The 24,344-nt window shown below is 38.8% G+C and carries 22 protein-coding genes; 17 read left to right on the top strand and 5 right to left on the bottom strand.

The window, feature by feature from the left end; translation table 11 throughout:
* Positions 1–509: 509 nt before the first annotated feature.
* The gene (locus tag ACE1CC_RS07895; protein WP_413269924.1) at positions 510–659 is read left to right on the top strand and encodes a hypothetical protein; all 150 of its coding nucleotides are present in this window, start codon (positions 510–512) and stop codon (positions 657–659) included.
* 14 nt (positions 660–673) lie between these two features.
* Here the strand turns inward: ACE1CC_RS07895 and ACE1CC_RS07890 are convergent, their stop codons facing one another.
* Positions 674–3,424 carry a cation-translocating P-type ATPase gene (locus ACE1CC_RS07890; protein ID WP_413269923.1) on the bottom strand — a complete coding sequence of 917 codons (2,751 nt, stop codon included), beginning with the start codon at positions 3,422–3,424 and terminating at the stop codon, positions 674–676.
* Between the two features lie 316 nt (positions 3,425–3,740).
* Positions 3,741–4,967: a mechanosensitive ion channel family protein gene (locus tag ACE1CC_RS07885; protein ID WP_413269922.1), complete on the bottom strand. Its 1,227-nt coding sequence runs from the start codon at positions 4,965–4,967 to the stop codon at positions 3,741–3,743.
* A 184-nt stretch (positions 4,968–5,151) separates the two neighbouring features.
* Here ACE1CC_RS07885 and mgtE point away from each other — a divergent pair, with 184 nt between their 5' ends.
* Positions 5,152–6,543 (top strand): magnesium transporter, encoded by a 1,392-nt coding sequence (gene mgtE, locus ACE1CC_RS07880; RefSeq protein WP_413269921.1) that lies wholly within the window; start codon positions 5,152–5,154, stop codon positions 6,541–6,543.
* A 69-nt stretch (positions 6,544–6,612) separates the two neighbouring features.
* Here mgtE and ACE1CC_RS07875 read toward each other — a convergent pair whose 3' ends face one another.
* A complete protein-coding gene (locus tag ACE1CC_RS07875) occupies positions 6,613–6,882 on the bottom strand; it encodes a GlsB/YeaQ/YmgE family stress response membrane protein (protein WP_413269920.1) in 270 nt (89 codons plus the stop codon).
* Positions 6,883–7,182: 300 nt separating this feature from the next.
* Here ACE1CC_RS07875 and ACE1CC_RS07870 point away from each other — a divergent pair, with 300 nt between their 5' ends.
* From ACE1CC_RS07870 to ACE1CC_RS07835, 8 genes are all read left to right on the top strand, one after another.
* The gene (locus ACE1CC_RS07870; RefSeq protein WP_413269919.1) at positions 7,183–7,989 is read left to right on the top strand and encodes a bacteriorhodopsin; all 807 of its coding nucleotides are present in this window, start codon (positions 7,183–7,185) and stop codon (positions 7,987–7,989) included.
* On the top strand, positions 7,986–8,522 hold the full coding sequence (locus tag ACE1CC_RS07865; protein ID WP_413269918.1) for a CAP domain-containing protein: 537 nt from the start codon (positions 7,986–7,988) through the stop codon (positions 8,520–8,522). The genes ACE1CC_RS07870 and ACE1CC_RS07865 overlap by 4 nt, the downstream gene beginning before the upstream one ends.
* Positions 8,523–8,588: 66 nt before the next feature.
* Positions 8,589–9,038, top strand: coding sequence for an AI-2E family transporter (locus tag ACE1CC_RS07860; RefSeq protein WP_413269917.1), 450 nt, complete (start codon positions 8,589–8,591; stop codon positions 9,036–9,038).
* A gap of 103 nt (positions 9,039–9,141) precedes the next feature.
* Complete coding sequence (locus ACE1CC_RS07855; RefSeq protein WP_413269916.1) at positions 9,142–11,151, top strand: hypothetical protein; 2,010 nt, start codon at positions 9,142–9,144, stop codon at positions 11,149–11,151.
* 568 nt (positions 11,152–11,719) lie between these two features.
* The gene (locus ACE1CC_RS07850; protein WP_413269915.1) at positions 11,720–12,526 is read left to right on the top strand and encodes a glucose 1-dehydrogenase; all 807 of its coding nucleotides are present in this window, start codon (positions 11,720–11,722) and stop codon (positions 12,524–12,526) included.
* Between the two features lie 13 nt (positions 12,527–12,539).
* On the top strand, positions 12,540–15,185 hold the full coding sequence (locus ACE1CC_RS07845) for an MGH1-like glycoside hydrolase domain-containing protein (protein WP_413269914.1): 2,646 nt from the start codon (positions 12,540–12,542) through the stop codon (positions 15,183–15,185).
* A gap of 137 nt (positions 15,186–15,322) precedes the next feature.
* Positions 15,323–16,684: an APC family permease gene (locus tag ACE1CC_RS07840; protein ID WP_413269913.1), complete on the top strand. Its 1,362-nt coding sequence runs from the start codon at positions 15,323–15,325 to the stop codon at positions 16,682–16,684.
* Positions 16,685–16,714: 30 nt separating this feature from the next.
* Positions 16,715–17,395, top strand: coding sequence for a class I SAM-dependent methyltransferase (locus tag ACE1CC_RS07835; RefSeq protein ID WP_413269912.1), 681 nt, complete (start codon positions 16,715–16,717; stop codon positions 17,393–17,395).
* Between the two features lie 93 nt (positions 17,396–17,488).
* Here ACE1CC_RS07835 and ACE1CC_RS07830 read toward each other — a convergent pair whose 3' ends face one another.
* Complete coding sequence (locus tag ACE1CC_RS07830; protein WP_413269911.1) at positions 17,489–17,746, bottom strand: hypothetical protein; 258 nt, start codon at positions 17,744–17,746, stop codon at positions 17,489–17,491.
* Between the two features lie 207 nt (positions 17,747–17,953).
* Between ACE1CC_RS07830 and ACE1CC_RS07825 the strand changes: the two genes are divergently transcribed.
* The 5 genes from ACE1CC_RS07825 (at position 17,954) to ACE1CC_RS07805 (ending at position 21,654) form a co-directional block, all read left to right on the top strand.
* Positions 17,954–18,661, top strand: coding sequence for a rhomboid family intramembrane serine protease (locus ACE1CC_RS07825; RefSeq protein ID WP_413269910.1), 708 nt, complete (start codon positions 17,954–17,956; stop codon positions 18,659–18,661).
* Positions 18,662–18,754: 93 nt separating this feature from the next.
* Positions 18,755–19,261, top strand: a complete 507-nt coding sequence (locus ACE1CC_RS07820; RefSeq protein ID WP_413269909.1) for a DUF421 domain-containing protein — start codon at positions 18,755–18,757, stop codon at positions 19,259–19,261.
* Positions 19,262–19,383: 122 nt separating this feature from the next.
* Positions 19,384–20,145, top strand: coding sequence for a superoxide dismutase (locus ACE1CC_RS07815; protein WP_413269908.1), 762 nt, complete (start codon positions 19,384–19,386; stop codon positions 20,143–20,145).
* 11 nt (positions 20,146–20,156) lie between these two features.
* Complete coding sequence (locus ACE1CC_RS07810) at positions 20,157–21,494, top strand: ferredoxin reductase family protein (protein WP_413269907.1); 1,338 nt, start codon at positions 20,157–20,159, stop codon at positions 21,492–21,494.
* A 25-nt stretch (positions 21,495–21,519) separates the two neighbouring features.
* Positions 21,520–21,654: a hypothetical protein gene (locus tag ACE1CC_RS07805; protein ID WP_413269906.1), complete on the top strand. Its 135-nt coding sequence runs from the start codon at positions 21,520–21,522 to the stop codon at positions 21,652–21,654.
* 347 nt (positions 21,655–22,001) lie between these two features.
* Here the strand turns inward: ACE1CC_RS07805 and ACE1CC_RS07800 are convergent, their stop codons facing one another.
* Complete coding sequence (locus tag ACE1CC_RS07800; protein ID WP_413269905.1) at positions 22,002–22,388, bottom strand: hypothetical protein; 387 nt, start codon at positions 22,386–22,388, stop codon at positions 22,002–22,004.
* A 148-nt stretch (positions 22,389–22,536) separates the two neighbouring features.
* Here ACE1CC_RS07800 and rppA point away from each other — a divergent pair, with 148 nt between their 5' ends.
* Together rppA and ACE1CC_RS07790 are read left to right on the top strand one after the other, a co-directional pair.
* A complete protein-coding gene (gene rppA / locus ACE1CC_RS07795) occupies positions 22,537–23,226 on the top strand; it encodes a two-component system response regulator RppA (RefSeq protein WP_413269904.1) in 690 nt (229 codons plus the stop codon).
* A gap of 25 nt (positions 23,227–23,251) precedes the next feature.
* Complete coding sequence (locus tag ACE1CC_RS07790) at positions 23,252–24,208, top strand: sensor histidine kinase (protein WP_413269903.1); 957 nt, start codon at positions 23,252–23,254, stop codon at positions 24,206–24,208.
* Positions 24,209–24,344: the final 136 nt, after the last annotated feature.

The following is a 24,344-nucleotide window of genomic DNA, read 5'->3' as shown; positions in this document are numbered from 1 at the left end:
GTCCACCCTGGAAATTAACTACAACTGGGGGCGATTTTGGTTGCTCAAATTTGAACTGTTTTGGGAGTGAGCGCGAAGCTTGTTGGGTCATACTTTATAACTGCTGAAATCCTTGCTATGTATAGATTTTAGCAGTTTTTTACCCCCTTTTTCTCAGAGTTTGTGAGAAATCCGGGACAAACATTTAGGAAAAGCTGGTTCACCAGAACATATTGATGCAGTAATCCAGGTAGCCCGTCGAAGAAAAATTGATGCTCTACAACGTGCCATGTCTTCTCTTTATGAAAGTTGGTTGAGTTTATATGAAGAGTCTCAACCAGAATCCACACCACCTAATACATCAAAATAAAATTATATATTCGCGATATATTAACGCGAATATATACCCATTAAATTTTAGTTTCGGCTTTTTTGTACTACATTCTTATTGCGAATACACTCAAACCAAGGCTACTTTTTTATCGCTCCATCCCGAAAGTTCAAGATGCCACCAACTGTCCCGTCTTAGGTTGGTAGCCGTAATTCCCAAATCTAGTCGGATTGACCATATAGAACAGAATTATGCAGCTTTGAATTTGAAATTGAGTACAGAAGAACTGAATGCTTTGGATGCTGCTTTTCCACCACCAACTAAAGCTATTCCTTTAGAAATACTGTAATCATTTGTGTAGCGTTAATTAAGAGGATCGAAGCGATTGACAAAGGCGGCTACAAAAACCATTGGCAAACCTATAAGTAGGCAAATTAACCATTGATTAAGATTCAATGGCGCTGTGTAAAACAACTTATTCATTAAGGTCCACTGGCTAAAGATGATCTGCAAAATTATTGTACAAACAATGCCAATCGCGATCGCAGGAGCATGGTTAATTTTTGCTACTCTACCTTGTAATTTATTCACGAGCGCACTTCCCCACTGACTAATACTCAAAAGGTAAAACAGTCTTCCAGCAACTAATGCTTGAATCGCCATTGTTCGCGCTAAAGCCAGATTTTCAGTAGTTCCTTTAATCCATTCAAATACACCAAAAATCAGAATCCAGTTAAAAACAGAAATTACAATTATTCGCTGTAAAAGTTGGCGATTAAGTAAAGGTTCATTGGGGTTGCGTGGAGGTTGTTGCATCACCCTTTCGGTTTTTGGTTCAAAGGCTAAAGGAACTGTCATGGCGATCGAATTTACCATATTTAACCAAAGAACTTGTAAAGATAAAATCGGCAAAGCTCTGGCTAACAATACACTAATTAAAATTGTCATTGATTCGCCGCCATTTACTGGGAGAATAAATGCGATCGCCTTTTGCAAATTTCGATAAACAGTACGTCCTTCTTCCACCGCTGCTTCAATAGAAGCAAAATTATCATCAGTCAAAATCATATCAGCAGCTTCTTTCGCTACTTCTGTACCCGCTTGTCCCATTGCAATGCCAATATCTGCTTGTTTGAGAGCAGGTGCATCATTTACACCATCACCTGTCATCGCAACAACTTCACCTTTAGATTGTAACGCTTCAACTAATCTTAATTTCTGTTCAGGAGCAACACGAGCAAATACAGATCCATTTTCTACCGCCATAGAGAGTTCTTGTTGCTCCATTTTGGCGAGTTGCTGTCCCGTAAATGCTAGAATTTCCCCATTTTTATTTAATCCCATTCGGGATGCGATCGCTTTTGCTGTCACCGCATGATCGCCTGTAATCATCTTAACTTGAATCCCTGCATTTTGACAGGCTTGCACAGCATTAATCGCTTCCTGTCGTGGCGGATCGATCATGCCTTGTAATCCAATTAAAACTAAACCTTCTGCAATATCTTTATGGTCTACTGATTTTTGATTTTCTGATACTTCTTTCATCGCAAAAGCTAACACCCGCAAACCTTGATTTGCCATACCATCAACTTCTTGATGCACGATTTTTGCATTTACAGGAATTGAATTTCCTTCGTTATCTAACATTTTTTGACAACGAGATAGCAAAGCTTCTACTGAACCTTTAACATAAATAATCCGTGATTTATCGTTACTCAAATTTACCTTTTCGCCACTTTCCTTTTGATGCAAAGTTGCCATATACTGAAACTCAGACTCAAAAGGAATGACATCGATTCTAGGCATTTCTTTTTCTAAATCTGCCTTAGTTAATCCCATTTTATTAGCAGCTGCAGTTAATCCACCTTCAGTTGGATCGCCTATTACTTGCCATCTTTGCTCTTTAAATTCTAAATGGGAGTCATTGCATAATATACCGCTGATTAAACACTGTAATAAAACCGGAGAATTTGCCAAATCAACTATATTTTTATCTAACAGAATTTCTCCATTTGGAGCATAGCCTGTACCTGTAACAGTGTAATTTTGACCACCTGCATAAATAGCTTGTACAGTCATTTGATTTTCTGTTAATGTTCCTGTTTTATCGGAACAAATGACAGTAGCACCGCCAAGAGTTTCTACCGCTGGTAATTTACGGACAATGGCATGACGACGCGCCATTCTAGAAACGCCGATCGCTAAAGTAATAGTAACAACAGCAGGTAAACCTTCGGGAATTGCACTAACAGCTAAAGCTACAGCAGCTTCAAACATTGTCACCCAAGTATTACCATATCCCAAACCAACAGCAAAGGTGAAAGCTGCGACTCCTAAAATGATATAAAGTAAGGTGCGACTGAACTTATCAAATTTGCGCGTTAGGGGAGTTGACAGATTGGTGTTTTGCTCCATTAATTGAGAAATGCGTCCGGTTTCTGTCGCTTGTCCAATCGCAACTACAATACCTTTTCCCTGCCCAAAAGTAACAAAGCTACCAGCATAAGCCATGTTAGTTCTTTCGGCTAAAGCTGCATTTGCATCAACAGGTTTTGTATCTTTTTCTACTGCTATTGATTCACCTGTAAGTGCAGATTCATTAATTTGTAAATTCCGGGCAAATGTAAGTCTTAAATCTGCTGGTACTTTGTCTCCAGAGGTGAGAATTACTAAATCTCCTGGTACTAATTCTGTAGAAGAAATTTTGATTTTTTGACCGTCGCGCCAGATAGTAGCATCAGTTTGAACGGAGGAAGCTAAAGCTGCGATCGCACTTTCCGCTTTTGATTCTTGCAGATATCCAATAATTGCATTAATTAAAGTTACGCCCCAAATTACCCAAGCATTTACCCACTCTCCTAAGAAAGCTTTTATTGCACCCGCAATCAACAAAATATACAATAACGGTTGATTAAATTGTAAAAGAAAACGTACTATAGGGCTTTTTCCCGGTTTGCCCTTAAGTTCGTTAGCACCGAAACGTTTTTGGCGTTCTGTCACTTCAGATGATACCAAACCAGTTTCTAAATCGCTGTTTAAATGTTTAGAAACTTCCTGTGCAGATAGATTGTGCCATTGCGGTGGGTGAGTTTTTTCGTTCGTCGTTGCTGTCATCTTGTTTGCTCCAATTTTAACTCTTGGTAGGTGAATTAAAAGCAAGAATTTGTTAAAAAGTAATTTGTAAATATAAAAAGTTCTTATATTTATTAGTACTAGTATGAAAAATAAATGTGATTAAAAAGTGACAAAAATATTTTTTTAATAAATTGTAAAATCATTAGTAGAGGTCAATTTCTGTAAATTGATAATGAGTAGGTGATTTATGAGTAACATTTGGTTGAATCTACAAAACTGCTGGGTTTCACTGCTTAACTCTCTGATTAGGAATTAGCTTATTATTAGAATTAGATGAAATCAAAGCAGAGTAAGGCTAATTATTGCTCAAGTTATTTAAAGCAGTAATGATAGTTTTTCTTACAGTCGATCGCGTCTCCACAAAATCTGAACGTTGCGAGTCTGTCCAAAAATTTACCTGAAGCGTAATCTTATCTTTATCAAGTTCCCGAATTCCTACTGACACTCTAGGTTCTGACAGCACACCTGCTGTATTTTGTACCGCATTACATACCGCTGTTACTATTTGCTGAAGGTCGCGGTCGTAATCTAAAAATACAATTACGTTACCACGTCTTATTGGGTTTGCTGTATTATTAATAATCCGCGAAGTGAATACTTCAGCATTGGGAACAAGTACCACAACACCATCATAAGTTCGCAATTGTGTAGCGCGTAATTCAATCCCTTCTACATTTCCCTCTATATCGCCAATAATAATTTGATCGCCTAGCCGAAACGGGCGCAAAGCGAGAAGTAGAATTCCACTAATGAAATTTGAGATAATATCTTTCAGAGCAAAACCAAGTGCTAGACTAGTTAAACCAAGTCCAGTTACAACAGTTTGCGGATCAAAACCAAAAGCATCGAGAGCAACAATAATTCCCAATACCCAAACTGTATAGTAAGCAACTTGTTTGAGCAAATTTTGAATAGTTAAGTCTTCAATAAAATGATAGCAAATCTTTTGAATTAACCAGCGAACGCCATTAGCGATAAGCCAAAATAACCCAATTACTACGAATGCTGCTAAAGTGCGAGGAACGATCATAATAACTGATTCAATCAGTCGTGCAAAAGCTGTTTCTACTGACGATCGCACTTGTGTAGTAAATCGCGCCCAAGGTGATAATCGCCGCTGACTAGCATCTTGAATTGCACTATCTATTGCTTGTGACCATTGCTTTGCTAAAGCGTCAACTGTTGTTAAATTATCCTGTGCATCTGTGATGGTTACAGTAGCAATTGGCACTCCCGCTATGCTAATCACCCGCTCGGTATTATTTGCGCCTGTTGGTCGAATTAATGATGGTGCGATCGCGTCAGGATTTTCCAATAATATAGCCATTCGACGCTCAATTTGTTGAGCACGTTCTGTAGCTTCTCGATCTTTGACGCTGCTAACACGAAATACAGCACGTCCGTCTAAACGTACTGTTGCACGTTCCTGTTGTGCCTGTGCTGGACTGAAAGTAATGCTAACCACTGCTATGATTAAAATCAGCGTCAACTTCCAGGTTCTGGCAATTTTCCTCAATTTCATGCTAATAATTTTCCGATTCAGAATGATGATATGTTCACTTGACTAAAACATCTATCAATAATAGTTCTTTTCCCCAACTTTTTACTACTAAGCTTAATGGGGTTTAGGCGAATTTTCTCACTTTTGTATCACATTTGTTTGTTAATACTCAAGATATTAATTCAAATACTAAAAGGAGGATATCTTGGTTGAAACTCGCCAATCTTCAACACAGATTAATTCTCGGCAAGAACTACGAGACTTAGTTCGATCGCAGTTACAAGCATTACTAGAACAAGAGAATTTACCAGGGGCTAAAGCTCTTTTAGTTCCAGTACAGCCTGTGGACATTGCAGAAGCAATTGAAAGATTACCGGAAACTATGCAAGCGATCGCATTTCGCTTACTCTCCAAAGATGAAGCGATCGAAGTTTACGAACATCTTGATTCCAGAGTACAACAAGCATTAATCAAACAATTCAAACAACAAGAAGTTCTCGATATTGTCGATCAAATGTCACCTGACGATCGGGCGCGATTATTTGATGAATTACCCGCCAAAGTGGTGCGGCGTTTAATTGAACAACTCAGCCCCACAGAACGCCAAGCTACAACTCAGCTTTTGGGCTACAAAGCCAATACAGCTGGGCGAATTATGACTCCTGAATATATTTCGCTTAAAGAAGAGATGACCGTTACCCAAGCCTTAGAGCGAATTCGCCGTTTAGCTAATGTAACTGAAACTATTTACTATCTTTATGTCACTGATGCCGCCCGTCACCTAACAGGAATTCTCTCCTTGCGTCATTTAGTAACTGCTCAAACAGAACAAACGATCGGTGAAATTATGACTCGTGAAGTGGTGTTTGTGTATACTACCACTGACCAAGAAGAAGTAGCAGAAATTATTCAACATTATGATTTTATCGCCCTACCTGTAGTAGACACTGAGAAACGTTTAGTAGGCATTGTCACAGTTGATGATGTGATTGATGTTTTGGAGCAAGAAACTACAGAAGATATTTATACATTGGGTGGACTTCAGGCAGGAGGCGACAACTATTTTCAAACTAACTTGTTGAGTGTTGCTCGCAAAAGAGTAGGCTGGTTATTAATTTTATTAGTTACTAATACAGCTACCAGTGCAGTAATTCGAGGTCAAGAAGATGTTCTAGAAAGAGTAGTTGCTTTAGCTGCATTTATTCCGCTATTAATTGATACGGGTGGCAATGTAGGGGCGCAGTCTTCAACAGTAGTAATTCGTGGATTAAATACTAAAGATGTTCGCCTTGATCAAGCTCTCCGAATAATTCAAAGAGAAGCAAGTGCGGGTTTATTACTAGGATTAATGTTGGGTGTTGTGGTAACAATATGGGCTTATTTTCTGCAAGGAAATTTAGCAGTGGCATTATCAGTGGGAATCAGCTTATTAGCGATCGCCCTACTAGCTTCTGTATCAGGTTCTGCCCTACCTTTCCTGTTTAGTTCCCTAAAATTAGATCCTGCTTTAATGTCTGCTCCTTTTATTACTACAGCAGTTGATGTTGTGGGAGTATTTATTTATCTTTCCGTAGCACGATTAATTCTAAAATTATAAAATCATTCTTTATGTACGTTGTTGCGCTTGGGCGCTTTTATCAGCGATAAAGCGCAACAACGTACCCATTTAGGCAGCCCGACTTGCAAAAGCGTACCAAAGCCAAATTGCAATTATTGAACCCAAAACAGCAACAAAAACACCAGGAATACTTAAACTAGCTGCGGTAAATTGTAAAGTTCCCGTTTGAAATAATGTTGTCAAAGTACCACCGATAAAAGCGCCAACAATTCCTAACACCATTGTTGAGAGAATGCCGCCGCCTTGCCGACCGGGGTAAATTAATTTAGCGATCGCTCCCGCTAAAAGTCCCAAAATGATCCAAGCTAGAATGTTCATGATTCTTTGCCTCCAAAATTATTAAATTGGTCAAATATTTTTCAATTTTGTGACCTTTTTTACTGAAAGTCCTCTGCCAGTAAACCAGTGCAATTAACTGCATTTATTGTTAGCTTTTTTAATTCTGGCTTATGGCAATCAAACAACTGTAATCTACTTTATCTTGTAGCTTAACAACCCTTATATCAAACATCCACCCAAAGATAGAAAGCCTAAAATTATTGCCTTTCTTGAGATATTGTCACTTTCTAATCACATTTGTTGGAAACAGTAAATAACATAGAGGTTAGAGAGCGAACAATGGAGCTACAAAATATTTTTCATTGGCTTTATGTTGCGGGAATGGCGCTGGGTGCTATTTACTTAGCCTCACTGGGAAGAAATCCTCGTGGTGTCCCCAGATATGAATATTTCGTAGCTACCTTTATCCCTATTTGGTCAGGCTTGGCTTATATGTCAATGAGTTTACCTCATGACGATTTGGAGCAGGGAAAAATTGCCGTAGCAGGTCAAATTACCCACTTTGCTCGGTACTTAGATTGGATCATAACTACACCCTTATTGTTACTAGCTTTATCTTGGACAGCAATGCACTTTCTCCCCAAAAAAGATTGGACATTGATTGGTTCTTTGATGGCTACACAAGTGATAGTAATTGCTACTGGTTTAATAGCAGATCTTTCAGTAATTCCTTGGGTAAGATATTTGTGGTACATTTGCGGCGTTGTCGCCTTCTTAGTGGTTTTGTGGGGAATTTGGGGGCCTTTACAGTCAATATCTCGAAAACAAGGAAGAGAACTATCAAACTTATATAACAAAGTAGCAACTGATTTTACAGTTCTGTGGATTTGCTATCCAATAGTTTGGATTATTGGGCCTTCAGGTTTTCGACTCATTAACCAAACTTTTGAAACAGCATTATTTTGCATTATTCCTTTCTTTTCAAAAGTAGGGTTTAGTGTTTTGGATTTACATGGTTTACGCAACTTACATCATTCAAGTGTACAAACTCCTGCCGATCGCACAGCCGAAAACCTAATTCATTTCATGGGAAATCTCATGAATTTCGGAAAATCACAACGTTTACCTTTAAGAAAAAGAGTGTGAAATCAACTCAAATAGTCGCATTAATTTCTGTCTCTGTTGCCTTACTCTTACTGAGATGTGAAGCTGCCACAGATCTTTTACCAGCATTACCAGGGCGAAATGCGCCTGCAAAGATACCGCTTCCTAATGCACAATCTTCCGCAACTGCCAAAATGGAAGAAGCAGTGCGTCAAGGCATCAACAAAGTCCGGCAAGAAAACAATCTTCAACCACTGAAAAACAATGAAAGGTTAGCCCAAGTTGCCCGTAATTACAGCCAACAAATGGCGCGAGATAACTTTTTCAGTCACACAGGTTCAGATGGTAGCACTTTATCTCAAAGAGTGCGTGCAGGGGGAATTTTTTACTGGGCAGTAGGCGAGAATCTTTTTAGGAGTCGTAACGCCGCTCAACCTGTGGAATTTGCCATTAAAGGTTGGATGAATAGCCCCGGGCATCGCCAAAATATTCTGCATCCTATATTCAGTGAAACTGGTATTGGAGTTTGGCGAGAAGGTAATAGTTATTACATTACTCAATTGTTTCTGCGTTAGTTCTTATTTTGCACCTTTAGCTTTATCGAAAAGTCATCCTTTACTTCCTTTTTAAGCAATAAATTCATGGCTAGACAGAGCATTTGGGATTACTTAAAACTTGTAATGATAGCCGTTGGCATAGTCGGACTATTTTTAGTTTTAGGGCTTTTCCTTTGGGCGATCGCAGATGTGATCTTACTCCTTTTTACAGGAGTATTATTTGCTGTAATATTGCGAACTCTCGCTAAACCGATCGTCCGTTATACACCACTTACCGATAAATGGGCTTTAGCGGTGGTGCTATTAGTAATTGTGCTTTCACTAGGAATTGGAGGATGGCTATTTATTCCAGAAGTAATCAATCAAGCCGATCAACTTGTTGCCGGAGTTAGAGAAGCGATTAATAGAATCGAATCAATTATTAACCAAAATCCTTGGACGCAAAGATTATTTGGAGGAGTTTTTCAAGAAGGCTACGATCAATTTCCTTTTCTTAACATAATGCCTCGGATTACGGGAACTTTAACAAACTAGATACAAAGATTTGGTCAAAAAATAATTTTGAAAAGGTACGTTGTTGCGATGAGAGCGAAGACAGCGCAACAACATAACTTAATGTTTTGGAGAATTAACTATCATGCGATTTCGTACCATACCGATAATTATTTTACTTTCTTTCATTTTCCTAATTGGTTTGTTTGCCTATCAAATTGAATTAGCTTTTCCCATTAGACCACCCAGCCGATATAATACTTACACTTTAGCTAGTAAATCCCCACCTCAAGAAATCGGTTCTTTTGATGTATTAGGTCATACTGTAGACAAAGAGGAAGCAGAAAAGCTGTTGCAAACTGAAGCGGGACGCAAGCAGCTTTCTCCTGAAAATGGGGCAGTAGAAATTACCAATGAATTAATTGATTTAGGTCGAGAAACTTTTTATCAAGAAACTTTTGGCAACGAGTATTTATTTACTGATGTAATTGGAATTCTTGATGGGCCGATTAATATCGGTAAATTGACAAAAGCAATTTTAGCTTTGGGTGGTAAACCAACCACTAATTTACAAATTCCTTTAGATAAGGATGTAACTATTGGCAGTACTACTTTTAAAGCTGGCACTGTGTTAAATACAGGTTTAGATGTGCCAAAAGGTTCTTTGTTTCCTTTAGGAATTCGTACTTTTGTTAACCAAGGAAAAATTCGTGCTGGTGTTACCTGTGCTCTGTGTCATCATGCTGTCGATCCGAAAAATGGACGTATTTTAGAAGGCGCACCAAATATCGATGTAGATACGGGATTGTTGTTAGCATTTGCTAGTAATTCAGCGGCGCTATTTCGGCAATCTAGCGTTAAGCCTGATGATGTTCAACAAGGCGATCGCATTTACATTAATAAAGATGGACAAGAAGCCCGTTTACCTGATATTAAAGCAATGGAAGACGCGGTGGATCGGGATTTATTAAGTTGGCCTCCAGGGAGTTTTACTTCTAACGGAGATGTTAAAAATAATCCTTCGCAAATTCCCTCTTCTTACACTCACGGTGCATGGCCTTATAGTTGGAGTGGAGTAGCTTCAATTGGTTGGTTTCATGGTTTAAGTACTTTAAATAATGCCGTATTTGGTGTGAATGCTGACCCTACAACTACAGCAGATGCTAGTGAAAAACTTCTCGGTATTGATGAAGAATTGTACTTAGGAACGATGTTCCAAAATGCCGCTAATCCAAAGTTTAGATTGCCAGAAAAAGTCAAACCAACAGAATTTTTTGCCAAAATCGATCCCACACCTGGGAATCCTGGTATTAACGAGGTAATTAAGATGCCAGAATATCCAAAAGGGACGCTATTTATGCAGAATGGATTAATGGCAGCGTCACCCGGATATCATGTAGCTGAACAAATTAATAGTATGTCAGCTTGGCAAAATACTTTAGCGCCACCACCTTATCCTGTTAGTCAAGATTTAGAAGTGTTAAAACGTGGGGTTGCTGTGTTCGATCGCGCTGGTTGTGTTGACTGTCACAGTGGGCGTTACTTTACCAATCATAAAGTAATTCCTCAGCCAGAAATTGGCACCCAACCATCACGGGCAGTAGCTTCAAAAGCTTTTGCAGAAAACTTTGTACCTCCTCAAACTTATCCGCCTAATATCTCAATTCCTCTACCAAAAAATCCGCCTGTATTACCTGTTCCCACTGATATTACACCCCAAGAAGATATTGACCTCGCGTATGCTCAAAGTAACCCAAAAGGAGGTTTTAAAGTTCCTAATTTAATAGGACTTTATGTAACTGCGCCTTATTTACATGATGGTGGTGTAGCAGTCAGTTCAACAGCTTTAGAAGCAGATGAAGAAGGTTTTAAAGTTGTTAATCCCGGACTTGGTATGGCAGAAACTTTGTTAAAGGGCATTCAACCCGATCCTAGTGCTAGTTTAAGGGCGTTGATCGATCGCAATCTCCGGGAAAAAGTAGTTGCTGCTAATCATGCAGATGAACGCTTACAACAAGTAAATGTAGAAGGTATTGGACACAACTATTGGGTTGATAAACAAGCTGGTTTCACAACTCAAGATCAAACTGATTTAATTGAGTTTCTTCTCTCAATTGATGATGACCCAGAAGTGTTACCTGAATCCACCAGTTAACTCTTCCAAAACTATTGTAGGGTGTGTTAGCAATAGCGTAACGCACCATCTCAGGCAATACTGCTCGGTTAAGGGTAGGGGCGAACGCGAATGCGTGCCGTAGGCATCAGCATTCCGGCAGATAAGTTATTACTTAAAACGAGAGATTTACTACTGGAATGCTTCGCCCCTACGAATATATTTGCAAAATTAGGATACTCCCCCTTCTCATGTCCGCTTGATTACCCATACTGTAAAGACGTTGTATACAACATCTCTACAAAGGTTCCTTGAATGTCTATTGTTGATTCAATAATCAATAACTAACTTCCATATCACTTTTTCGTCACATTTATTCATAATCCTAGAAATAGGAACTTCTTTAAGGAGCGAAACATAGTTTTCCCATTGGTGTATTGTATTTAACTACTGTAAGGGCGATTGGCTAAGTAAATCGACTAGAGCAAAATCAGCCCCTACAGTTTCTTAAATAATTTCACCAATCTTTAAGCAGTTTCAGGTTGAATGCTGCCATTAAGTTAAAAGTAAAATACAAGATGTTAATTGCTGAAAATCAAGGTTAAATGTGATGAATGGATTAAAAGGTAAAAACGCTTTAATTACTGGTGCCACTTCTGGGATTGGTCAAGCGATCGCAGTTCGTTTAGCTCAAGAAGGTGTGAATGTCGCCATCAACTATCGCAAAAGTCCTGAAGATGCTTCTGACACTTTAGAAATGTTAGAAAAAGCTTGCGATGAAATTCGGGGTTGTGGTGTAAAAGATGTGTTAGTGCAGGGTGATGTTTCCCAAGAAGAAGATATTGTGGAAATGGTAAACACCACAATTGAAAAGTTGGGTAGCCTCGATATTTTGATTAATAATGCGGGAATTCAAACTGAAAGTGCTGCTCACGAAATAAAAATTGAAGACTTCGATCGCGTATTAGCCGTTAACCTCAGAGGTGCTTATATCTGCGCTCGTGAAGCAATTAAACATTTTCTATCTCGCAACTTTCCCGGTGTAATCATTAACGTTTCTAGCGTTCATGAAATTATTCCTCGACCTTACTATTTAAGCTATTCTATTAGTAAAGGCGGCATGGGAAATTTGACAAAAACTTTGGCTTTAGAATACGCTAGTAAAGGTATTCGCGTTAATGCGATCGCACCCGGAGCTACAATTACTCGAATTAATAAAGCTTGGACTGATAACCCAGAAGAAAAAGCCAAAGTAGAAAGTCATATTCCAATGGGTAGAGCCGGAACCGCAGAAGAAATGGCGGCAACAGTAGCATTTCTAGCATCAGAAGAAACAACTTATATCACCGGACAGACTTTATTTATTGATGGTGGATTAACGCTCTATCACGACTTTAGCGAACCTTGGTCAGCTTAGGAAATAAAGAACAATGACAGCAGAAGAAAAACGATTAGAAGAAGCGCGTACTCATCAGCAACATTGGCGACGATGGGGGCCTTATTTAAGCGAAAGACAGTGGGGAACAGTGCGCGAAGATTATAGTAAATATGGCACTGCTTGGGATTATTTTCCTCACGATCATGCTCGTTCTCGTGCTTATCGTTGGGGTGAGGATGGGATTGCTGGAATTAGCGATAATCACCAAAGACTTTGTTTTGCGATCGCGCTTTGGAATGGCAAAGATCCCATACTTAAAGAACGAATTTTTGGGTTAACAGGGCCAGAAGGAAATCATGGGGAAGATGTCAAAGAATACTATTTTTACCTTGACAATACCCCAAGTCATGCTTATATGAAATACCTGTACAAATACACCCAGCAGGAATTTCCCTACAATGAATTAGTTGCAGCAAACCGCGATCGTAGTAAAACTGAACCAGAATTTGAATTGCTGGATACAGGGATTTTTGACAACAATGATTACTTCGATGTCTTTGTGGAATATGCTAAAGCTTCAACCGAAGATATCTTAATTCAAATTCATGTTGTCAATCGCGGAAATGAAGAAAAACCCTTACATCTTTTACCAACACTTTGGTTTAGAAATACTTGGTCTTGGGATAAAGAAAGCGAAAAACCTTACCTAAAAATCTTTGATTCTATTTCAGAGGGAAATCAAAGCGTTAGCATCATTGAAAGTTCTCATCCTACTTTAGGTAAGTATTGGCTTTACTGTGCCAATCCAGGTGAGCTTTTATTTACCGAAAATGAAACTAATTTTGCTCGGTTGTTTGGGGTTGAAAATGAATCTGCTTATCTCAAAGATGGCATTAATGATTATATCATTAATGGTCTAGAAAAAGCAGTAGTTCCCAATAAAATTGGTACGAAATTTTCCGCAGCTTACTACTGGAAAATTGGCGCGGGTGAAAGCAAAACCATTCAATTGCGATTGAGTGAAAATTCCCAATTAACCGCACCATTTGGGGAAGAGTTTCAGCAAATTTTCGCTCAACGCCAACAAGAAGCTGATGAATTTTATCATAAGTTTTGTCCAGCTAATTTATCTCCTGATTTGCGAAATGTGCAGCGACAAGCTTTTGCTGGTTTGTTGTGGACTAAACAATACTATCATTATGTGGTTGAAGATTGGTTAGAAGGCGATCGCAATCAACCAGATCCCAACCGAGAAGTTAAGCGAAATCAAGAATGGATTCATCTCTACAATGATGACATTCTTTCCATGCCTGATAAATGGGAATTCCCTTGGTTTGCCGCTTGGGATTTAGCATTTCATGTTTTGCCATTAGCAACGATCGATCCTGATTTTGCCAAGCGTCAATTAGACCGATTAACAAGGGAATGGTATATGCACCCCAACGGTCAAATTCCCGCTTATGAATGGCAATTTAGTGATGTAAATCCACCCGTTCATGCTTGGGGAGCTTGGCGAGTTTATCAGATAGAAAAACAAATTTATGGACGGAGCGATCGCCATTTCCTAGAAAGCGTATTTCAGAAATTATTACTCAACTTTACTTGGTGGGTAAATCGCAAAGATGAAGGCGGAAATAACGTTTTTCAAGGAGGATTTCTCGGATTAGATAATATCGGGATTTTTGACCGTAGTGCCGAACTACCAATGGGGGGTCATCTCGATCAATCAGATGGCACAAGTTGGATGGGAATGTACTCTTTAAATATGTTAGCAATCGCCTTAGAACTAGCGCAAGAAAATCCCGCTTATGAAGATATGGCAAGCAAATTTTTTGAGCATTTTCTTTATATTGCTGATGCCATGAATCATATCGGAGATACAGACATTCATCTTTGGGATGAACAAGATGGATTTTATTATGATGTGCTGCAATTTCCACAAGGCGATCGCGTACATTTAAAAGTGCGATCGATGGTAGGACTTGTACCATTATTTGCCGTAAAAATTCTCACTCCAGAAATTTTAGCAAAAGTCCCACACTTTAAACGGCGCATGGATTGGTTTATTCAAAATCGCCCTGACTTGAAAAGAAATATTGCTTGCATGGAAACAAAAGGAGTAGGAGCTAGAAGAATTTTGTCCATTGTTAATCAAGACAAACTCAAACGTATCTTGCAAAAAATGCTTGATGAAAATGAGTTTTTAAGTGATTACGGAATTCGCTCTCTGTCTAAATTCCATCAAAAAAATCCCTACATTTTTGAATGTGAAGGGAACTGGAACCAAGTTAACTATGAAGCAGCTGAATCTACAACCGGAATGTTTGGCGGTAATTCTAACTGGCGTGGCCCAATTTGGTTTCCCATGAATTTCTTAATTATTGAGTCTTTGCGACAATTTCATGAATACTTAGGCGATGATTTCAAAGTTGAATATCCCACTAATTCCGGTCATGAAATGAACTTGAAACAAATAGCAGATGAAATTTCCCAAAGATTAATTGCAATTTTCGCCCAAAACTCTGCCAAACAGCGACCAGTTTACACTGGTATTGAAAAATTTCAAACCGATCCTAACTGGCAGAATTTAATTGTTTTTCATGAATACTTTAATGGTGATACGGGTGCAGGTTTAGGAGCCAATCATCAAACAGGTTGGACAGGTTTAATTGCCAAATTAGTTCAAGATTGTGGTTAAAAAAACTTTTCCTCAATCTTGTAGGACAGGCATCTTGCCTGTCATTCCCAATCCCCAATGTCATCTGTAGGACAGGCATCTTGCCTGTCATTTCCAATCCCCAATGTCATTCCGAATCCCATTTAAGATAACCTAACGTGAGTAAACCAGGAAACAACACTTTATCAAAGCCAAATTTGGCGGTAAATAAAACAGCAGCACCTAAGCAATCTCTAACATTTAAAGATGCCGTTGCCTTAATTGTGGGCATAGTGATTGGTGCAGGAATTTTCGAGACACCTGCGCTCGTTGCTGCCAATGTTAATAGTGAACTAGCCGCAATGTTTGTTTGGCTGTTAGGCGGTGGAATGTCATTAGTTGGCGCTTTATGTTACGCAGAATTAGCCACAGCTTACCCTCATACAGGAGGCAATTACTATTACTTAATTCGGGCTTTTGGTAATTCGATCGCCTTCCTATTTGGTTGGGCAAGAATGATTGTAATTCAAACTGGATCGATCGCACTTTTAGCCTTCGTATTTGGTGACTATGCCTCGCAATTATTGCGCTTAGGTAACTATTCAACCTCCCTTTATGCTGCCTTTGCTGTGGTAATTTTAACAGCCTTAAATATTATCGGCGTTCAGCAAGGAAAGTGGACACAAAACTGGTTAACAGTAGCGAAAGTTGTTGGTTTAGTTTTAGTAATTCTTGTTGGTTTAGCTTTTGCTTCTCCTAATGTTTCACCTATACCTAATGAACCCAGATCTCAAGAAACATTGGGAATGGCAATGATTTTTGTTTTGCTATCTTATGGAGGTTGGAATGAAGCAGCTTATATTTCAGCTGAATTACGCAATGTTAAGCGTAATATGGCGCGATCGCTACTTTGGGGTTTGGGCATTATCACCCTAATTTACTTAGCAATTAACCTTGCCTATATCAAAGGTTTAGGATTAGCTGAAATGGCAGGATCGCAAGCTATTGCTGCTGATTTAATGCGGCGTGCAGTGGGCGAACCTGGTGCTTGGTTTATTAGTTTTTTAGTGGCTATTTCTACTTTAGGCGCAATTAACGCCACAATTTTCACGGGTGCGCGTACCAACTACGCACTAGGCAAGGATTTTCCCCTGTTCGCCTTTTTAGGACGTTGGCATCATAGCGCCAATACGCCAACCCCAGCTTTGTTAGTGCAAGGTGCGATCGCATTAGCACTAGTTTTCCTGGGAACCTTGACGCGCCGAGGTTTTGAGACAATGGTAGATTACACCGCTCCCGTCTTCTGGCTGTTTTTCCTGCTTACAGGTGTGTCGCTGTTCATTTTGCGGCAACGCGAACCTCAAATCCCTCGACCTTTTCGAGTTCCTTTCTATCCTCTAACACCAATTCTTTTTTGCTTAATTTGTGGTTATTTACTCTACTCCAGCATTGCTTACACAGGCATCGGCGCACTGTTTGGAGTAGCAGCAGTAGCCCTTGGCGTACCTCTTTTACTGATATCAAATCGGCAACAATTTTGAATCAAATCGATTAATTAGGAGACATTTACGATGAAATTACAACAACTCACAAAATTGCTAATTGCTTCTGTAAGTTTTAGTGGTTTAGTAATAGCTGGTTGTACCCAAGAACGCAACTTCGATCGATCTCAAGATAACACTCAAACCCAACCAGTAGCATCAACAGAGCAAGTACAACCAACCACACAAGTACAACCAACTGCACAAGTACAACAACGAGAACCTGATGTTCCCTTTGTTCCAACTCCACAAGAAGTTGTAAATAAAATGCTCGAAGTAGCCAATGTTAACAGTAAGGATGTAGTTTACGATTTGGGCAGTGGTGATGGCAGAATTGTGATTACAGCGGCACAAAAATTTGGGGCGCGTGGTACTGGGATTGATATCGATCCGCAGCTAATCGAACAAAGTCGCGCCAACGCACAAACAGCAGGTGTAGCTGACAGAGTACAGTTTAGGCAACAAGACCTTTTCCAAGCTGATTTGAGTAATGCAACGGTGGTAACTCTTTATTTGTTACCTGAAATTAACTTACAAATTCGAGATAAATTGCTTCGGGAACTTAGACCCGGTACTCGAATTGTATCGCACAATTTTGATATGGGAGAATGGAAACCTGAGCGCGTAGAAAGAGTACAAACTGGTATTCGGGAGCACGTTGTTTATTATTGGGTTGTTCCTGAACAAGTTTCCGAAAATGTCCAGAATTAAAACTTAGATAAAAGTTTTCGATAGAGACATTTGATTAGTTTTTGGTAGAGACGTTTCATGAAACGTCTCTACTATTGCCATTTCTGGATTTTATTAATGCTTAGTACGCAACTTAAACAAAAGTCTTACTAAAGCAATTACTACAGCGATCGCTAACAGAAACATCAGGTTAAATCTAATGCTAGTTCCGCTAGCTGTATTCGACCATTCCATAATCCAAAAATTATTGTTACCGATCGTAAATGAAGGTACTCTCATTAAAAGAAAAATCGCAGGTAATCCCAAATTAATTAAAATTAGCAGTAAAAAAATTGACAAGCTTAAAATCAACCATTTTTTTAAATTAAACATCTTGCTTTGCTGAAAATTGGATAGACAACCTGGATATTTTTTATAATAATTATAATATAGCCATCAATCTAAACTCGTACAAATCTACCCTTAGTTCCTTCATTTTAATAAAATATACCGCCTTAGACTGATGTCAATAGTTAGTAAACTATAACTGAATATTTATAGCTTTTAAATTTCAAAGTTTGCTTAATAGGAAAGGTAATTATGGTTCCCATAAATGACGATAATCCAACAAAAATAACTCCTTATTTAACTTACGCTTTAATTGCTATCAACATTGCCGTATTTATACACGAGCTTACTTTATCTCCCCAAGAGTTACAGAGTTTTGTTCGCACTTATGCAATCGTCCCTAGAGAGTTAACAGCCAGCTTGATTAGTGGAGATAGAAATCAAATATTGCCCCAATTTCTCACTCTCATAACTTCGCAATTTCTGCATGGTGGTTTCTTGCACCTAGCAGGTAATATGTTGTTTTTGTGGATCTTTGGTAACAATATTGAAGAACAACTCGGTCGAGTTAAATATTTAATTTTTTATCTAACTTGCGGTGTATTAGCTGGTTTAGCACAATGGTTCTTTTCTCCACAATCTAATATTCCGGCTTTGGGTGCTAGTGGTGCGATCGCTGGCGTATTAGGAGCATATATTATCCGTTTCCCTCATGCTAAAATTCTCACAATAATTCCGCTTGGTTTCATTTTTTACCCTGTAAGAATTCCCGCAATCTTTTTCTTAGGTTTTTGGTTTTTACAACAAGCACTTTATGGAATTGCCAGCCTGAATGTCCGCAGTAATATCGGCATGGAAGGTGGCGGAGTTGCTTATTGGGCACACGCAGGTGGCTTTATTTTCGGCGTAATTCTTGGCCCCTTACTTGGCTTGTTTTCGTCTAGAAAAAAAGGTTTATAGTTCATCCAATTGGAATAGCTTTAATTTATCAGAAAATCAAGCCAAACTTGAAAAACATCTAATTTTATTCAGCTATCTTAAGAGGAAAAGAAAGTGCAGGAAATTATTAACTCACTACTAGGATTAGATGCAGACAACTTAACTATCTGGCAAATGTCCTTACGGGCTGTTGTTGTTTATATTGCAGGTTTAGCAATGGTACGAATAGGAGAAAAACGTTTTCTCGGTAAAAGTAGTGCTTTTGATGTGCTACTTAGTATTATCATTGGGTCAGTATTAAGCCGTGCAATTAACGGTTCAGCTGCATTTTTTCCCACTTTAGGAGCAAGTATTATTTTGGTAGCAATGCACTGGTTGTTTGCTGCGATCGCATTTCGTAACGACAATTTTGCTACCCTGATTAAAGGTAAAGAACGCTTACTAATCCGCGATGGCGAGATTCAATGGAGTGCTATGCGAAAGAGTCATATTGGCGAACGTGACTTACTCGGAGCATTACGCAGTCAGGCAAAACTCACCGATGTTAACAAAGTACAAGAAGCTCGTTTAGAGCGCAACGGTGAAATTAGTGTAATTCCTCGTGATGGCTCTTCTAGTTAGATATTATACACCTTTCAAATTCACTTCTTTAATATTTCTAATTTCATAAAGTTTGTCACATTCTAGTCACCTTTATTTTTAATCCTAAAAGTAAATCGAATGACTGGAGTTACTCAAAATTTATGAAAAGGTTTTTTCCACACCAACTACAAATTCTGTTCTTAGGAATAGCATTTTTAATGCTAATAGTTGCTTGCCAACAAGCTCCGCAAGCAGACTCTTCTCCTACTCCCGGTACGCCTGTAGCGCAAACTAGCGCGAAATCAGTTCAACTAGCACCTTTACCTTATGATTATGCAGCCCTAGAACCACATATTGACGCTCAAACTATGCGGTTACATCACGATCGCCATCATCAAAGTTACGTGGACAATTTGAACAAAGCTTTGGCAAAACAACCAAACTTGCAAAATAGAACTGTGGAACAACTCTTGAGAGATTTAAACAGCGTTCCTGAAGATATTCGCACCGATGTTAGAAACAATGGTGGTGGTCATCTTAATCACACAATGTTTTGGCAAATTATGAGTCCGCAAGGTGGTGGCGATGCGACAGGTGCGATCGCTCAAGAAATCACCAAAACCTTTGGCAGTTTTCAACAATTTAAAGACCAATTTAATCAGGCGGCTAGCGATCGCTTTGGTAGTGGTTGGGTATGGTTAGTTCGTAACTCCAACGGGCAATTACAAATTACTACAACACCAAATCAAGATACACCAATTATGGATGGATCTTACCCAATTATGGGTAATGATGTCTGGGAACACGCTTATTACCTTAGATACCAAAATGAAAGAGCTAAATATTTAGATGCTTGGTGGAATGTTGTCAATTGGAACGAAATTAACAGGCGTTATCAACAATCATTAAATCAGGGTATATAGGAGGAGTATTTATGCAACGTCTATTAATGAGAAGTCCAGTAGCAGTTGCAGCCTTCTGGATTGGGTTGTATCTTCTACTTACCATTTTACCTCTGTTAGTTATGCTGCTACATTTAGTACCAGAGGGTCGGAGTTTTTGGATTGAATTTTCAGTAGCTCTCGGTTTCATTGGTTTAGCAATGATGGCATTGCAATTTGCCTTAACTGCTAGAATTAATCGCATTGAAGCTTCTTATGGAGTTGATATTATCCTGCAATTTCACCGCTATATCTCCTTAGTAGCCTTTGCTTTCATCATTATCCATCCCTTAATTTTGTTTGTCGTCGCTCCAGAAACACAACAATTATTAAATTTTTTCCAAGCACCTTGGCGAGCTAGATTTGCAGTAATCGCTACCTTGGCTTTAATACTTTTGGTAGTGACATCTATTTGGCGCAAGCGATTAAATATTCCTTATGAACCTTGGCGGACTGCTCATGGAATCTTTGCAGTTTGTGCTGTTGGTTTTGGATTAGCTCATGCTATTGGTGTTGGGTTTTATTTAGGTTTATTTTGGAAAAGTGTACTTTGGAGTGCGATCGCTCTATTCGCCTTATGGCTACTCATTTATGTCCGCGTTGTTAAACCTTGGTTAATGACTAGAAAGCCTTATTTAGTTGAAGAAGTAATTCCGCAAAAAGGTGATGTTTGGACATTGGCAGTAAGACCAATTGGACATGAAGGAATGCGTTTTCAACCCGGTCAATTTGCCTGGATTACTGTTGATATTTCACCTTTTCGGATGCGAGAACATCCCTTTTCTATGTCATCAAATGGCGATCGTCCAGAACGTTGGGAATTTAGCATCAAAGCATTAGGAGATTTCACCAATACTATTAAAGATATAAAACCAGGAACCAAAGCTTTTATTGATGGCCCTTATGGGGTATTTACGATCGATCGCTATTGGGATTCGGCTGGATTTGTAATGATCGCTGGTGGTATTGGTATTACCCCAATGATGAGTATGTTAGTTACTGCTGCTGAACGTAAGGACGATCGACCATTTTTATTAATTTATGCCAACAAAACTTGGGAAGATATCACCTTTCGAGAAGAACTCGACGCACTCAAAGAAAAGTTAGACCTAAAAATTGTTCATGTTTTAAGAAAACCATCAGAAGACTGGACAGGAGAAACAGGTTACGTTGACAAGGAACTTTTGCAACGTTATATCCCTCTTCATCGAGGCACTCGTCAATATTTCATTTGTGCCGCATCAAAAATGATGGATCAGGTAGAAATTGCGTTAGGTGAACTTGATGTTCCTGTTACTAATATTCATATCGAACACTTTAATCTTGTTTAATTAATTTGCTCATAAGGAGTTGATTATGCGTTACGCAATCATGCTGCAAATTGTCGGAATTATTACTATCATTCTCCTGGGTACAGCAGGCTTATTTGCTTGGTTACAACAACGTCCAACTCAGCCGCAAAACAGTGCTGAAAGTACTATAAAAATATAGTGTGTGTTAACTTTAGCAGTAAGGCAGAATAAATTTAAAAACTTACTTTTTTATTGTCACAAGCAGCAGCACCGAACAATAAAACGCCACTGATGAGAAATGGAGTTAGCTTGTTCAACATTTTTACTTCCTCAATTGCATCAAATTTACCTTTATTTCCAGCATGAGGAATCAATGTGACTAGAAAGTGATAATAAATTGCATTGTTAAGAAAATGCGATCGCTTTCATACCTCTTTAGTTCAATTAATCATTTTTTTATCACATTCGTAGTGTAAGTTTAGATTATTGAGACAATTTACTAAACCCCAAACTAGTTAGAACTCGCTCAAAATAATGAGTGAGTTTTTATTTTATCTGATATCGCACTAATTTCCTGACATCTTCACGAGACAGCCCCAACTTCTGGGCAATACTAGTTTCCACTTGCTCAAATTCAGTGATGGGAAACTCAAACTCTAACTTTTTTAGTGTAGAATCTACAGTTTTGACTTCAACTTGAGTCAGCCCTTCACTTTTTTTAATTTTTGCCTTAATTAATAGCACAGTCAGGGACAACTGCACATCTCGTTCTCTATCAGCTTGCAAGGTACTGACTGTTGTATAGGGTCTACTTAATACTTGGTCTTTAATCAAACTACCTCCTAACCAAAAAACCACCCCCAAAATAGGTAAAGGTAGCCAAAATTCCAGCCAAAGAGCATCGAAAACTCGCCGCCAAGGAGGTAAAGACATAAAGTGATCCCCATGATTTGCCAACTCTATTATAGAAATGAGAGAGAATCCTACCGCTGGAAGAAGCTTTCATTAAGCTAGTTGTTCTAATCTAAAGATAAGTGCCAAAAATACTTCTATACAGAAGATTTATTTAGGAAGCTATCTTATGAGAATATTGCTGGTAGAAGACGATCGACAACAATTAAATCCAATTCAAACGGTTTTGTCGAAAGCCGGACATACTGTTGATGGTATTCAAGAGGGAGAAACTGCTCAATGGCTGATTTCCCAGAAAGAGTACGATTTGTTAATTTTAGACTGGATATTACCTGATATTAGTGGTATTAACCTTTGTCGGGAGTATCGACAATCCGGTAAAACAGCACCTGTGCTAATTTTAACGGCTAAAGATACAACTTCCGATAAGGTAGCAGGCTTGGATGCGGGAGCAGATGATTATCTGGTCAAACCGATAGATATGATAGAACTTTTAGCCAGAGTGCGGGCTTTGGGAAGGCGATCGCCTCAATGGTTGGGAGACACACTTAACCTTGCTGATTTAAAACTACACTTGAATACTTTAACAATCGAACGTAATCAAGCAACTGTTAAATTATCCAGTCAGGAATCACAATTATTAGAATATTTCTTGCGTCACCCGCGTCATATTTTGACTAGAGATCAAATTGAACAGGCTTTATGGGAGTGGGGTAGCGAACCAGAAAGTAATGCAATCACCGCTTTGATCCGCCGACTCAGACAGCGTTTACAAGTGGTGGATGCAGCAGATTGGATAGAAACAATTTACGGAATGGGATATTCTTTCCATCCACCAGAAGAATCAAATCAAAATTAAGTTATTCTCCTATTTATCTACATTGATGTTTAACCGCAGCCGTCGCAATCTAGCACATTGGTTTACCCTATCAATGGGCAGTATTTTGTTTATTTTTGCAGGTATAATTTATTATCAAAAAGTAAATGATGAACTAGAAGCATTGGATCGATTGCTATATAAAAAAGCCAAGATTATGGCAGCAAGCGTGCGGTATGAATCTGTTCAAGGTCGATCGCAAGTTGGTTTAGACAATGTTCCACTTTTAGGCAATAATCCCCGACTATTAGAAAGTGAAATCCTTTATGCTCGCTGGTACAATTCTACAGGTCAATTAGTGCAATTTTATGGAATACCTCCATCAGTAAAATTAATGGATACAGATGAATTTTTTACCATGAAAATTACTAGCAACCAAATAGGAGAAAAACTTTCTGTTGAGTGGCTTCGTCAGGTAACGCTACCCGTTCAGCGCCAAGGAGTTGCGATCGGTTATCTTCAGATTGCCACTCCCATAACTCCTGTGCAAGAAAAGCTCGGAGAATTCTTACTAGTATTATCAATTAGTGTACCCGTAGCATTAGGAGTTATTAGTTTCACTGGTTTAATTTTGGGAGGAATAGCAATGAAGCCAATTCGTCAAGCTTACGAACAGCTTCAGCGTTTTACCTCAAATGCTTCTCACGAATTACGAACTCCTTTGGCAGCAATTCTTAGTAATGCACAAGCTGGACTGCTGTTTCCCGATGAAGATGGTACAGAACAGCGTTATCGCTTAGAACAGATAGTAGATATTACTAAATCGATCGCTACACTTGTCAATAATTTATTAGTGCTAGCTCGTCATGCCGGACGCTTAACTCCTGAGTCTTTAACAGAAGTTGATTTAACAAAATTGATGCAGGAATTGTGGGAGTTTTATGCACCCCAAGCTGCAACTAAAGATTTAACTCTTAAAAGCGATCTTCCACAACAACAAGTGATAATCTTAGCCGAGCCCTGACGGGGTGACAACAATCGGTAAACCCCTTACTGCGTGCGGGGTTTACCGATTGTTGTCAAAAAAAAAGAGGTCTGCTATTCTCAAGAAGACCTAATTAACGAAAATAATGAATTTATTACCATTATTTTACACCGAA

Source organism: Floridaenema aerugineum BLCC-F46 (assembly GCF_041929345.1).
Taxonomy (GTDB): Bacteria; Cyanobacteriota; Cyanobacteriia; order Cyanobacteriales; family Aerosakkonemataceae; genus Floridanema; species Floridanema aerugineum.
This window is presented reverse-complemented; position numbering and strand designations above follow the sequence as displayed.